The organism is Aeromonas sp. R5-1, from assembly GCF_040908265.1.
Classification (GTDB): Bacteria; Pseudomonadota; Gammaproteobacteria; order Enterobacterales; family Aeromonadaceae; genus Aeromonas; species Aeromonas caviae.
On sequence record NZ_JBFODJ010000010.1, the window covers coordinates 115,502 to 127,786 of the forward strand.

A 12,285-nucleotide genomic window follows, 5' to 3' on the forward strand; every position below is an offset into this window, starting at 1 on the left:
ACTCTATGCATAGCAAAATTCTGGGTACTGGCAGTTATCTGCCGAGTTCGGTTCGTACCAACGCCGATCTTGAACAGATGGTTGAAACCAGTGACGAATGGATCGTGGAACGCACCGGGATCCGTGAACGCCGTATCGCCGGAGCCGACGAAACCGTCGCGACCCTTTCTCATCAGGCGGCCTTGCGTGCGCTTGATGCGGCAGGTCTGACTGCCGCCGATCTGGACATGATAGTGCTGGCCACCACCAGCGCAGAGAATGCCTTCCCAGCTGCTGCCTGTGAACTGCAGGGGCTGCTTGACGTACCGGGGATCCCGGCGTTTGACGTAGCCGCCGCCTGTGCCGGCTTTACATATGCTCTCGCCATCGCCGATCAGTTCGTCAAATCCGGCGCTGCTCGCCACGTGCTGGTTGTCGGTGCGGACGTGCTGTCACGTATGTGCGATCCCGAGGATCGCGGCACCATCATCCTGTTCGGGGATGGGGCAGGGGCCGTGGTCATCGGTGCCAGCGACACTCCTGGGATCCTCTCCACCCACCTGCATGCCGATGGCCGTTATGGCGAGCTGCTCAAACTGCCGCAGCCCCGTCGCGGCATGCCGGGTGCTGAGCTCGAAGCCTACATGTACATGAAGGGCAACGATGTCTTCAAGGTGGCGGTGACACGCCTTAGCGAGATCGTGACCGAAACCCTGGCTGCGGCCAACGTCGAGCCGAGCGAGCTGGACTGGCTGGTGCCCCATCAAGCCAACTTCCGCATCATCAATGCCACCGCCAAGAAACTCGGCATGGGGCTCGACAAGGTGATCCTGACCCTGGATCGTCATGGCAATACCTCCGCGGCCTCCGTGCCCATCGCCTTCGATGAAGGGGTGCGCGATGGTCGCATCAAACCCGGCCAGCTGGTCCTGCTGGAAGCCTTCGGCGGCGGTTTTGCCTGGGGCTCTGCGCTGGTTCGCCTCTGATACCGAGCGGAGCCCGGTCCTCGGGCGCCCGCTTACCGAATTCGTCTTACCTTAAAGGAATCAATGATGACCCGATTTGCCATTGCCTTCCCGGGACAAGGCTCCCAGAGCGTCGGCATGCTGGCCGAGCTGGCCGAGCAACACGCAGTGATTAAAGAGACCTTCGCCGAGGCGAGCCAGGTGCTGGGCTATGACCTGTTTGCCCTGGTGATGGCAGGCCCGGCCGAGGATCTCAACAAGACCTGGCGTACCCAGCCAGCGCTGTTGACCGCCTCCGTCGCGCTGTGGCGCCTGTGGCAACAACAAGGCGGGGCAACCCCTGCCGTGATGGCCGGCCACAGCCTGGGGGAATACTCCGCTCTGGTGTGCAGCGGCGCGCTGGCGTTTGCCGATGCCGTCAAACTGGTCGAGCTGCGTGGTCTGGCCATGCAGGAAGCCGTACCGGAAGGCACTGGCGCCATGGCTGCCATCATCGGTCTGGACAACGAGAGCATCGCTGCCAACTGTGAGAAAGCGGCCCAGGGGCAGGTGGTCTCTCCGGTCAACTTCAACTCTCCGGGCCAGGTGGTCATCGCCGGCCACAAAGAGGCGGTCGAGCGTGCCAACGTGCTGATGAAAGAGTCAGGTGCCAAGCGTGCCCTGCCGCTGCCGGTCTCCGTGCCCTCCCACTGCGCCCTGATGAAACCGGCCGCAGAAAAGCTGGCCGCCGCCCTGGATGGGATCGAGATCAAGGTTCCTGCCATCGCCGTCATCAATAATGTCGACGTCTCTTGTGAGCAGGATCCTGCCGCCATCAAGCAAGCCTTGGTGCGTCAGCTGTTCAGCCCGGTTCGCTGGACTGAAACTGTAGAGCGCATGGCAAACGACGGTGTTACCCTCGAGATCGAGATGGGCCCGGGCAAGGTATTGACCGGCCTGGCCAAGCGTATCGATGCGCGAGTGGAAGGTATTCACGCCAACGACGCCGCCTCGTTCGAGCAGGCGCTGGCCCAGATCAAGTAAACAGGAGCAAGTCATGAGTTTTACCGATAAGGTTGTGTTGGTCACTGGCGCCAGCCGTGGCATTGGTCGTGCGATTGCGGAGATGTTTGCTGCTCGTGGCGCCAAAGTCGTGGGGACCGCGACCAGCGAGAGCGGTGCCGAGGCGATCAGTGCTTACCTGGGTGAACAAGGCTGCGGCATGGCACTGAACGTGACCAGTCAGGAATCTATCGAAACCGTCTTCGCCGCCATCAAGGCGCGTTTTGGCGACATCGACATCCTGATCAACAACGCCGGCATTACCCGCGACAACCTGCTGATGCGGATGAAGGATGACGAGTGGAACGAGATCATCGACACCAATCTCACCTCCCTGTACCGTCTGAGCAAGCCGGTATTGCGTGCCATGATGAAGAAGCGTAACGGTCGCATCATCAGCATCGGTTCCGTGGTCGGCACCATGGGCAACGCCGGTCAGGTCAACTATGCTGCTGCCAAGGCTGGTCTGGTTGGCTTTACCAAGTCGCTGGCCCGTGAAGTGGCATCTCGTGGCATCACGGTGAATGCGGTTGCTCCCGGTTTCATCGAGACCGACATGACCAAGGCGCTCAATGAAGAGCAGCGCGCCGGCATCATGAATCAGGTGCCTGCTGCCCGTTTGGGCGATCCGAAAGAAATTGCTGCCGCTGTGGTATTCTTGGCATCGGATGATGCCGCCTATATTACCGGCGAAACCCTGCATGTTAATGGCGGGATGTACATGGTGTAATCAATTTGTCGTGAGTTCTGTTCAAATTTGCGATAATACGCCGAAGTTTGGCGAATTTCGTGGTTTGACCAGCGGCAAGTCACTTGCAAACTCACGTCAATTGAATACACTACCCCAACCAGACGCAATAGCGTATTTTTAAAGGAAAATTCAGGTCATGAGCAACATCGAAGAACGCGTAAAGAAAATCATCATCGAACAACTGGGTGTTAAAGAAGAAGACGTGAAGAACGCTGCCTCCTTCGTCGACGACCTGGGCGCTGACTCTTTGGATACCGTTGAACTGGTAATGGCGCTGGAAGAAGAATTCGATACCGAAATTCCTGATGAAGAAGCCGAGAAGATCACCACTGTTCAAGCGGCTATCGACTACATCACCGCTAATCAGGAATAAGTTCCTGTTCTGAAAGAAGCGGCCCAAGGGCCGCTTCTTTTATGTTTACCCCTTTCAAAACACCTCTCGGAGACTACCTCAGTGTCAAAACGCAGAGTCGTGGTGACCGGCTTGGGGATGCTTTCCCCGGTAGGCAACACTGCCGAATCCAGCTGGCAAGCCCTGCTCAACGGGCAGAGCGGCATTTCCCTCATCGACCACTTTGATGCAAGCGAGTTCGCAACCCGTTTCGCAGGCCTGGTCAAGGATTTCGACCCCGAAGAGTTCGGCATCAACCGCAAAGAAGCCCGCAAGATGGATCTCTTCATCCAGTATGGCGTGGCGGCGGGTGTTCAGGCCCTGGAAGATTCCGGCCTGATCATCAACGAAGAGAACGCGGAGCGGGTAGGCGTTGCCATCGGCTCCGGTATCGGCGGTCTGGGTCTGATTGAGCAGAACCACAGCAGCCTCATCAATGGCGGCCCTCGCAAGCTGAGCCCTTTCTTCGTTCCGTCCACCATCATCAATATGGTGTCCGGTCATCTTTCCATCATGAAAGGCATGCAGGGCCCGAACATCGCCGTGACTACCGCCTGTACCACGGGTACCCATGCCATCGGCATGGCTGGCCGGATGATCGCCTATGGCGATGCGGACGTGATGGTTGCCGGTGGTGCCGAGAAAGCCTCCACCCCCATGGGCATGGGCGGCTTTGCCGCTGCCAAGGCGCTCTCCACCCGCAATGACGAACCGCAGAAGGCGAGCCGCCCCTGGGACAAGGATCGCGACGGTTTCGTACTGGGCGATGGTGCCGGCGTACTGGTGCTGGAAGAGTACGAACATGCCAAGGCGCGCGGCGCCAAGATCTATGCCGAGCTGGTCGGCTTTGGCATGAGTGGGGATGCCTATCACATGACGGCCCCTCCCTCGGACGGCGATGGTGGCGCACGCGCCATGAAGAACGCCATCAAGGATGCTGGCATCGCATCCGAGCAGATCGGTTACATCAATGCCCACGGTACCTCCACCCCCCTTGGGGATGTGGCAGAGCTGCGCGGCATGAAGAAGGTGTTTGGTGACCATGCCAGCGCCCTGATGGTCAGCTCCACCAAGTCCATGACAGGCCACCTGTTGGGTGCGGCTGGCGCCATCGAGGCGATCATCACCGTGCTCTCTCTGCGTGACCAGATGGTGCCTCCCACCATCAACCTGGACAATCCGGATGATGAGTGCGACCTGGATCTGGTGCCGCATGTTGCCAAGGCCGGCAGCTTCGAATATGCCCTCTCCAATTCCTTCGGTTTTGGCGGCACCAATGGCTCCCTGATCTTCAAACGCGTATAATTCGCTCTGGGCGAATGATAAGGCCCGATACGGCAGTATCGGGCCTTTTTTATCGGAGGGATCCCCTTGCTGATTAATGGAATACCCACAGAAACACTGTCAGCCAGGGATCGTGGACTGGCATACGGTGATGGTCATTTCACCACCATGCTGGTGAGGGAAGGGAAGGTACTCTGGTGGCAGGACCATCTGGCCCGGCTGCAACATGCCAACGCCCGGCTTGGCTTTGGCGAGCACTCCTGGGACCTGCTTGCCGACGAGGCGGCGCAGCTGGCTTCTGGGCAGACACAGGCTGTCGTCAAGATAATGCTGACCCGGGGCGCCGGTGGGCGGGGATATGACGGCGCAGGCTGTGACACGCCCACTCGCATCGTCTCTTTGGCACCTTTTCCTGAGCATTATCATGATTGGCAGCAAACCGGCATCAATGCCCTGGTATGCCAGCAGCAGCTTGGGGACAGTCCCATGCTAGCCGGTCTCAAGACGCTGGGGCGCCTCGAACAAGTGATGCTGAAGCGCGAACTTGCTGCGCGTGGCGGGGTCGAAGGTATAGTCTTGAACAGCCGGGGATTTCTGGTAGAAGGGGTCAGCGCGAATCTGTTTTGGCGTCGTGGCAGGACGGTGTTCACACCGGATCTCACCCGCGCCGGGATCGATGGCATCATGCGCAAGCGCGTGATGACGATGCTTAAACAGATGGGTATTGAACTGCGTGTCGTAGAGGCTCCATTGGAGTCACTCTGGCAGGCGGAAGAGGTCTGGCTGACCAATACCCTGATGGGGATTGTCCCGGTCACCAGCATCGGGGATATGCACTATCCCAGTCCGGTATTGATCCGCCGTTTACAGGAGCGCTTGGTCATTGAAGTTTAATCGGCTTTACACCCTGCTCGCGGGGGCGGCACTCTCTGTCGCCGTTGCCGGAGGGTACGTGTATCACAAGTGGCAACAGGTGGAGACGCTCACCAACAAGGGGCCAACCCGCCTCTTTACCGTCGAAAAAGGCGCCCATGCGGCGCGCCTGATTGCCGAACTGGGAGAGGGGGAAACCAGCCCCTGGGCGGTGCGCCTCTGGTTGCGCGGTCATCCCGAACTGGTGGCCATCAAGTCCGGCACCTATGAAATCAAGGAAGGGGCGCCGCTCAAGGAGACTCTCTCTCTCTTTGCTTCCGGCAAGGAGTTTCACTTCAGCCTGACCTTTGTCGAAGGGTCCCGTTTTGAGGATTGGCTGAAGCAACTTTCCAGCGCCCCCTATCTGGAGCGCCTGACTCTGGAGCAGAGCGAAACCGAGCTGGCTCAGGAACTCGGCATCGAAAATGGCAAGCTGGAGGGGTGGTTCCTGCCGGAAACCTACGCCTATACCACTCATGCCAGCGATCTTTCCATCCTGCGCCGCGCCTATCAGGACATGAAAACGTTCCTGGAGGCTTCCTGGGAGAAGCGTCAGGCCAATCTGCCCTACAAGACACCCTATGAGGCGCTCATCATGGCCTCCATCATCGAAAAAGAGACGGGCCAACCGGATGAACGAGCCCAGATTGCCTCTGTGTTCGTCAACCGTCTACGCCTTGGCATGAAGTTGCAGACCGACCCTACCGTCATCTACGGGGTGAAGGAGAGGTACGATGGCAACATTCGCCGCAGCGATTTGACCGACGTGAACCCCTACAACACCTATGTGATCGACGGTCTGCCTCCGACGCCCATCGCCATGCCGGGCAAGGCCTCCATCGAGGCGGCGCTCAACCCCAAATCGACCGACTATCTCTACTTCGTTGCCAAGGGGGGCGGTGCCCACTACTTCTCCAAGACCCTCGATGAACACAATCGGGCGGTGCGTGAATACATATTGAAGAAACCCTAATGTCTAAATTTATCGTGATTGAAGGATTGGAAGGGGCAGGGAAGAGCTCTGCGGTGCGCTATGTGACCGACTATCTGCAAGCCCACGGAGTGGCGCGGATCGAGTGCACCCGGGAGCCGGGCGGCACGCCGCTGGCGGAACGCATGCGGGCCATCGTCAAGGAAGTGCATGACGAGCGCCTGACAGTCGAGGCCGAGCTGCTGTTGATGTACGCCTCCCGGGTACAACTGGTGGAGACCCGGATCAAGCCTGCCTTGGCAGACGGCATCTGGGTAGTGGGCGATCGCCACGATCTCTCCTCCCAGGCCTATCAGGGGGGGGGCCGCGGCATCGATGCGAACCTCATCGGCGCCATCAAACGGGCGGTCCTCGGGGATTTCAAGCCGGATCTGACGCTCTATCTGGACATCGATCCTGCCATCGGCCTGCAGCGGGCCCGCCATCGCGGCGAGCTGGACAGGATTGAGCTGGAGCAGATCGGCTTCTTTGAACGTACCCGCCAGCGTTACCTCGAGTTGGCGGCCGCCGATGATTCCATCCAGATCATCGATGCCGGGTTGCCCCCGGCGCAAGTCAAAGCCGCCATCGAGGCTGCCCTTGAGCATTATCTGGCAAGCGAGGGGCTATGTATCCCTGGCTGATCCCGGATTGGCATGCCCTGAGCGAGACGGCCCGGGCCGGACGGCTCGGGCACGCCTGGTTGCTGCTAGGAGATCCTGGTCTTGGCAAGGAGCAGCTTGCAGAGCGACTGGCGCGACTGCACCTGTGTCAGCATCCACAACGAGGTGAGCCTTGCGGTCAGTGCCACTCCTGCCAACTGTTTGAGAAGGGGCATCACCCGGATCTTGGCACCCTGGGGCCCGAGGGCAAGACCATAGGTGTCGAAGCCATCCGGGAGATTTGCAGCCGCCTCCAGAGCACATCCCAGCTCGGTCGCGGCAAGGTGGTGATCATTCAGGAGGCGGAGCGCATGACGGAGTCTGCCGCCAATGCTTTGCTGAAGACGCTGGAAGAGCCGGCTGGCGACAGTCTGTTGCTGCTCATCGCATCCCGGGTATCTCGCCTGCTCCCCACCATCTTGAGCCGTTGTCACAAGCATGTCTGCCAGCTCCCCTCTGAGGGGGAGACCCTTGCCTGGCTCGCCGAGCAGGGCCATCAGGCCACCCAGGCCCAGGTGCGGATCTGCCAGGGTGCGCCGCTGCGGGTGCTGAGCTATATCGAAGCACAGCAAGATGATGCCAGACGGGCATTGCTCGACGGATTTGTCTCGCTGGCATCGGCACCCACCCGTGCGGCGAATGTCTGCGCCCAGTTGGCCGAGGATACTCAGGTCCGGCAGCACTGGTTGCAGCTCTTCTTGTGCGATGCCCTCAAGCTTCAGGCTGGCTGCGGCCATCATCAACTGGCGATGCCGGATCTTGCATCACTCAGCCAGCAACTGGCTGAGAGACACTCCAGCGAACGGCTCCTGGAAGCTGAACAGCAGCTGGTTGTGCTGAAAGAGGCTTGTCAGCCAGGGCAGCTTTCCAATCCCACCATCCATTTGATGAACTGGCTCAATCGCTGGTTATAAACAAGGTTGTCTATGTTACTCGTTGATTCCCATTGCCATCTCGATCGCTTGAGTTATGGCTCCAAGCAGACCGACATGGCCGATGTACTGGCCAAGGCGGCGCAGCAGAGCGTGGGATATTTTCTCTGTGTGAGTGTGACCCAGGCCCAGTTCCCGACCATGATGGAGGCCATCGCTCCCTATCCCCAGGTGTTTGCCTCCTGCGGTGTTCACCCGCTCAATCAGGATCCCGGGGTGGATGCTGCCTTGCTGCTGACTCAGGCGGCCGATGAGAGAGTGGTGGCCATCGGCGAAACCGGGCTCGACTACTTCTATTCACCGGAAAACAAGGATGTACAGCAAGCCTCTTTCCGCGAACATATCCGGGTAGCCCGGGCACTGAACAAACCGCTCATCATCCACACCCGGGATGCCCAGGAAGACACGCTGCGGATCATGCGAGAGGAGGGGGCCGAACAGGTGGGCGGAGTGCTGCACTGCTTCACCGAGTCCCTCGAAATGGCCGAGGCCGCGATGGCAATGGGGTTCTATATTTCCATCTCGGGAATAGCCACTTTCAAGAACGCCTCAGCCCTGCAGGCCGTGGTCAAGGCGTTGCCCCTGGAGCGACTGCTGGTTGAAACCGACTCTCCCTATCTGGCACCGGTTCCGCACCGGGGGAGGGAGAATGAGCCGGCCTTTGTTCGCGACGTCGCCCAATTTATCGCGGATCTTCGCCAGATATCGCTCGCTGAATTGGCGGAGGCCACCAGCCACAATTTCTTCGAATTGTTCAAGTTGGCAAAGCGATAACAGACAACGCCCCGCATAGCGGGGCGTTTTACTATGACAATCAGCATTATCATTACCCATCCAAAAACAATCACGCCAAGTTGTTATCTCTCACTTTTTTTTTGCGGTGGATACTGATGAGATTAAATCCACAATCCTGATAAAACGGAGTAGAGATGACAGGGTACTTGAGAAATAAATGAGGGAGCTGAAATGGGTTAAAGCACTCTTCATAAGTATCGATAATATTCATTATCGATACTTGATAGATCTGAATGATCCTGTAAGATCCACCGAAACTCCGCTTTAAATCATAGAGTTAAGTGAACTACCCAAGCCTTCAAAACCCAGTTCAGCAATCCTTGCAAAGCGTCTTCGATCCTCAGCTGAACAGCCGGGCAAGACGCTTCCTGCGCAGCGCTAAAGCCGACTCCACCCTCAATGCCTATCAGGCAGATACCCGTATCTTTGTCTCCTGGTGCCAACTCCATGGGCTGGATCCCTTGCAGACAACACATCACGACATCATGAATTTTCTGGCGGATCAGGCCGACGGCATCTTGGCCAACTGGGTCTGGCTGGACAAGGAAGAAGGAAAGGGGGAACTTCGCAACGGGGAACCTCGCAAACCGGCCACCCTGGTAAGACGGCTTGCCGGCATTCGTTATGCCTTCAAGCAGAAGGGGATCCACCCCATGCCGACAGAGCATGCGGAGATAAAGGAGATGATGCGGGGCATAGTACGGCTCGGTGATAACCGCAAACGCAAAACGGGGGCGCTGACCCTGAAACCATTGGCCTGCGTATTGGACGAGATAGACACCAGCAACCTGGCTGGGCTTCGAGATTACACCCTGTTGCTCCTGATGTTCAGTGGCGCCTTGCGTCGATCGGAAGCGGCCAGGATCGAGGTGAATGACGTGCAGTTTGTGGGGCAGGGGATACGCCTTTGTCTCAAACCAAGCAAACATCAGCTCCATGAATCGGAGATAGCACTCATTCCAGGAACCCGGTATTGCCCGGTCTCTGCACTGCAACAATGGCTGAAAAAAAGCCGGATTGCTGAGGGCCCCCTGTTTCGTCGAATGAATCGCTGGGGACAGCTGATGACAGATCCCCTGGGGCCGCAAGGTATCAACTTGATGATCAAGCGGCGAACCGGCCAGGCCATCGACGATCTCCACGTCAGTGGCCACAGTTTGCGGCGGGGGTTCATCACCTCGGCGGTGACGGCGGGCAAGCCGATGAACAAGATCATCGAGGTGACCCGACACAAGGACATGCGCACCTTGCAGGAATATTTCGACGATGCCCACAAGTTCTCCGATCACGCCCTGGATGGGTTGTTATAGAGAACCGCGCCTCTCCATTTTTTATGTTAAATGATATCCTGTTGATCTGGTGATATATTCATGTCGTCCTCCACAGACATCATAACGGTGGGAGAGTCGTAATCCGATTTACTTTCGTAGAAGATGCCAATGAAAAATGAGAGATAACATTCACGATGTAGACATGTCGGAAGGTCACGATAGCCAGGAATTGAAGAAAAGCGCTGCGCAAGAGAATGCCGAACGGCAGCGCCAGCACGTGAAGCGCAAGCAGGAAACCCACAGCCGGTTGCAATGCTGGATAAGCAATCGTCATGCAGAGAGGTTGGCCATGCTGGGGCAACAACTGGAAGACAGTCAGGCCTCCATCATCGAGCAGGCAATCGATCTGCTCTATCAGCACGAACTGCAACAAACGACCAACGCGCAGCAGAGCGATATCCCCGAGTCGGCAGACATACTCGAATAGACGATGGTATCGAACCGGCGTGATTGAAAAAGGAAGACAAAAAAAGCCAGGTACGAATTCCTTGTACCTGGCATAGGGGAATTGGCTCCTTGCAGAGCCGTGCGCTAACTGGTATGCAGATAGCCTTAAGCTTAGACAAGGCTCTAGGCATTTCAAGAACCGGGTAAAAGTTCAACCAGAGTGGGGGTTTTTCAGACTCGAACAGGCGCTATTTTTGCTCGAGCGACCCCACTCTCACGCATTGAACAGGTTGTTATCCCGTACCAGCTCCCGGGGCAGGGCATTCTTAATGCGACTCCCCACCCATTTCCCCATGCCGAGCGGGTGCCCCTGGTAACGAACGATCACTTCCCCAGTCCCGGCATCCTGCTCTGGCCAGACATCTCGTCCCATCATGAATTCACGGGCATTGGAGGCATCCAGCTCGACGCATCCCTTACTCGCCTCATGGCCGTAAGCCAGAGCCCATTCATGGGTCAATCGATATCCCTTCTTGAAGGTCTCAGCCAGCTTGATGCCGATGCGATCGAAGCGCAGCTTCCCCTGTACCTGCTCGAAGGCGTGAGGGAAGAGCCAGATCTCGTCATTGCGGCCAAACAGTTGGCCATGGGGCACGATGCCAAAATTCCCTTCAATCTCCCGCAGCATGGGGCCAGCCTCTTTCTCTGGCAGCGGCGAGAAGGGGAACTTGCCGAGCTTGCCCGGTTTGAACATGGTGTTGGGCACGGAGTGATGCTTGCGCAACCGGGCGACGAAAAATCCTTCACTGTCGAAGATCTGGGGCCAAACGTGCAAGTATCCCTCCGGTGTACAGGCTTTCTCCGCTCCCGGAAAGAGATCGGCCAACGAGTCAAAGCTGAAGGCATCACCGAACTTCTCCTGCAACGACTGACAGACGGCCTGATTCTCTTGCAGGCTCAGGGTGCAGGTGGAGTAGACCAGTACGCCGCCGGGTTTGAGGGCGTGAAAAGCGCTCTCCAGCAGGCCACGCTGCACCGCGGCAATCTCGTCGATGCTCTCGAGACTCCAGTTGCGCAGCGCGTCTTCATCTTTTCGCACCGTCCCCTCGCCGGAGCAGGGGGCGTCGAGCAGGATGGCGTCGAAGGTTTCAGGCAGCCATTGGCCAAAGACCTTGGCATCGAAATGGGTCATGCCGACGTTGGTCACACCGCAGCGCTGGATATTGGCGCTCAGCACTTTCAACCTGCTGCTGGAAAACTCGTTGGCGATCAGCATGCCGCGGTTTTCCATCAGCGCCGCGATCTGGGTAGTCTTGGAGCCAGGGGCGGCGGCCGCGTCCAGCAACATGCCATCCCCTCGGGTTTGCTCACTGGCAAAGAGCGCCATCACCGGCAACATGGAGCTCGCTTCCTGGATATAGAAGAGGCCGCACAAATGCTCGGCCGTGTTGCCAAGGGGAACGCTCTCATCGCTGCGGGTGAGCCAGAAGCCGGCTGCACACCAGGGCACGGGATCCAGCTGCCAACCAAGCGGCGCCATACGGGCGACAAACTCGGATACCGTGATCTTGAGGGTGTTGACCCTGATGCTGCGCCGCAGCGGCTGCCGGCAACTCGCCACGAATGCCTCCATGGAGAGATGGGATGGCATGAACTCCGCAATGTGACGCAGGAAGTGATCGGGGAGGTAGGTGTTGTCGTGCACGGCGCAATCTCGCTGACCCAAAATAAGGGGCGACATCTTACCACAGTGCGCGGCCCTTCTTGATGGGGGAGTCCATGAGGCCATAAAAAAAGGTTCTTCGCGGGATCTTGGGGAAGTGGAAGTTGACAGACAGGGTGCTGGTAAACTGGCTGTCTCCAAACACACCACCACCATCACCCT

At 58.1% G+C, this 12,285-nt stretch carries 13 protein-coding genes; 12 read left to right on the forward strand and 1 reads right to left on the reverse strand.

All coding sequences use genetic code 11. The annotated features are described in order from the left end of the window. The first annotated feature begins 5 nt into the window (after positions 1–5). The 12 genes from AB5Y64_RS01515 to AB5Y64_RS01570 all read left to right on the forward strand — a co-directional run bounded on the left by AB5Y64_RS01515 (position 6) and on the right by AB5Y64_RS01570 (position 10,440). On the forward strand, positions 6–965 hold the full coding sequence (locus tag AB5Y64_RS01515) for a beta-ketoacyl-ACP synthase III (RefSeq protein WP_010674740.1): 960 nt from the start codon (positions 6–8) through the stop codon (positions 963–965). A gap of 66 nt (positions 966–1,031) precedes the next feature. After that, positions 1,032–1,967 carry an ACP S-malonyltransferase gene (gene fabD / locus AB5Y64_RS01520; protein WP_042017641.1) on the forward strand — a complete coding sequence of 312 codons (936 nt, stop codon included), beginning with the start codon at positions 1,032–1,034 and terminating at the stop codon, positions 1,965–1,967. A gap of 13 nt (positions 1,968–1,980) precedes the next feature. Further along, entirely contained in the window at positions 1,981–2,715 is a 735-nt protein-coding gene (gene fabG, locus AB5Y64_RS01525) for a 3-oxoacyl-ACP reductase FabG (protein ID WP_010674742.1), read from the forward strand. A gap of 157 nt (positions 2,716–2,872) precedes the next feature. Further along, a complete protein-coding gene (gene acpP / locus AB5Y64_RS01530) occupies positions 2,873–3,109 on the forward strand; it encodes an acyl carrier protein (RefSeq protein WP_005300909.1) in 237 nt (78 codons plus the stop codon). 81 nt (positions 3,110–3,190) lie between these two features. Then, positions 3,191–4,432 (forward strand): beta-ketoacyl-ACP synthase II, encoded by a 1,242-nt coding sequence (fabF, locus tag AB5Y64_RS01535; RefSeq protein ID WP_368203114.1) that lies wholly within the window; start codon positions 3,191–3,193, stop codon positions 4,430–4,432. A gap of 66 nt (positions 4,433–4,498) precedes the next feature. Next, entirely contained in the window at positions 4,499–5,305 is an 807-nt protein-coding gene (gene pabC, locus AB5Y64_RS01540) for an aminodeoxychorismate lyase (protein ID WP_368203116.1), read from the forward strand. Then, positions 5,295–6,296 carry an endolytic transglycosylase MltG gene (mltG, locus tag AB5Y64_RS01545; protein WP_029314535.1) on the forward strand — a complete coding sequence of 334 codons (1,002 nt, stop codon included), beginning with the start codon at positions 5,295–5,297 and terminating at the stop codon, positions 6,294–6,296. Before pabC ends, mltG begins: the two co-directional genes overlap by 11 nt. Then, the gene (gene tmk, locus AB5Y64_RS01550) at positions 6,296–6,937 is read left to right on the forward strand and encodes a dTMP kinase (protein WP_010674746.1); all 642 of its coding nucleotides are present in this window, start codon (positions 6,296–6,298) and stop codon (positions 6,935–6,937) included. The genes mltG and tmk overlap by 1 nt, the downstream gene beginning before the upstream one ends. Further along, a complete protein-coding gene (gene holB, locus AB5Y64_RS01555; protein ID WP_337983913.1) occupies positions 6,922–7,869 on the forward strand; it encodes a DNA polymerase III subunit delta' in 948 nt (315 codons plus the stop codon). The genes tmk and holB overlap by 16 nt, the downstream gene beginning before the upstream one ends. Positions 7,870–7,881: 12 nt before the next feature. Beyond that, entirely contained in the window at positions 7,882–8,661 is a 780-nt protein-coding gene (locus AB5Y64_RS01560) for a TatD family hydrolase (protein WP_029314537.1), read from the forward strand. A gap of 302 nt (positions 8,662–8,963) precedes the next feature. Further along, the gene (locus AB5Y64_RS01565; RefSeq protein ID WP_143237541.1) at positions 8,964–9,992 is read left to right on the forward strand and encodes a tyrosine-type recombinase/integrase; all 1,029 of its coding nucleotides are present in this window, start codon (positions 8,964–8,966) and stop codon (positions 9,990–9,992) included. A gap of 163 nt (positions 9,993–10,155) precedes the next feature. Further along, positions 10,156–10,440 (forward strand): RepB family protein, encoded by a 285-nt coding sequence (locus AB5Y64_RS01570; protein ID WP_041201618.1) that lies wholly within the window; start codon positions 10,156–10,158, stop codon positions 10,438–10,440. A 234-nt stretch (positions 10,441–10,674) separates the two neighbouring features. On the opposite strand, the gene rsmF is transcribed toward AB5Y64_RS01570, so the two are convergent. Beyond that, the gene (rsmF, locus tag AB5Y64_RS01575) at positions 10,675–12,105 is read right to left on the reverse strand and encodes a 16S rRNA (cytosine(1407)-C(5))-methyltransferase RsmF (protein ID WP_041205785.1); all 1,431 of its coding nucleotides are present in this window, start codon (positions 12,103–12,105) and stop codon (positions 10,675–10,677) included. Positions 12,106–12,285 lie beyond the last annotated feature (180 nt).

Excerpts from the sequence above, each read along its gene's own strand:
- AB5Y64_RS01515 (WP_010674740.1), top strand. The coding sequence starts at position 6 with ATGCATAGCAAAATTCTGGGTACTGGCAGTTATCTGCCGAGTTCGGTT.
- fabD (WP_042017641.1), top strand. The coding sequence starts at position 1,032 with ATGACCCGATTTGCCATTGCCTTCCCGGGACAAGGCTCCCAGAGCGTC.
- fabG (WP_010674742.1), top strand. The coding sequence starts at position 1,981 with ATGAGTTTTACCGATAAGGTTGTGTTGGTCACTGGCGCCAGCCGTGGC.
- acpP (WP_005300909.1), top strand. The coding sequence starts at position 2,873 with ATGAGCAACATCGAAGAACGCGTAAAGAAAATCATCATCGAACAACTG.
- tmk (WP_010674746.1), top strand. The coding sequence starts at position 6,296 with ATGTCTAAATTTATCGTGATTGAAGGATTGGAAGGGGCAGGGAAGAGC.
- holB (WP_337983913.1), top strand. The coding sequence starts at position 6,922 with ATGTATCCCTGGCTGATCCCGGATTGGCATGCCCTGAGCGAGACGGCC.
- AB5Y64_RS01560 (WP_029314537.1), top strand. The coding sequence starts at position 7,882 with ATGTTACTCGTTGATTCCCATTGCCATCTCGATCGCTTGAGTTATGGC.
- AB5Y64_RS01570 (WP_041201618.1), top strand. The coding sequence starts at position 10,156 with ATGTCGGAAGGTCACGATAGCCAGGAATTGAAGAAAAGCGCTGCGCAA.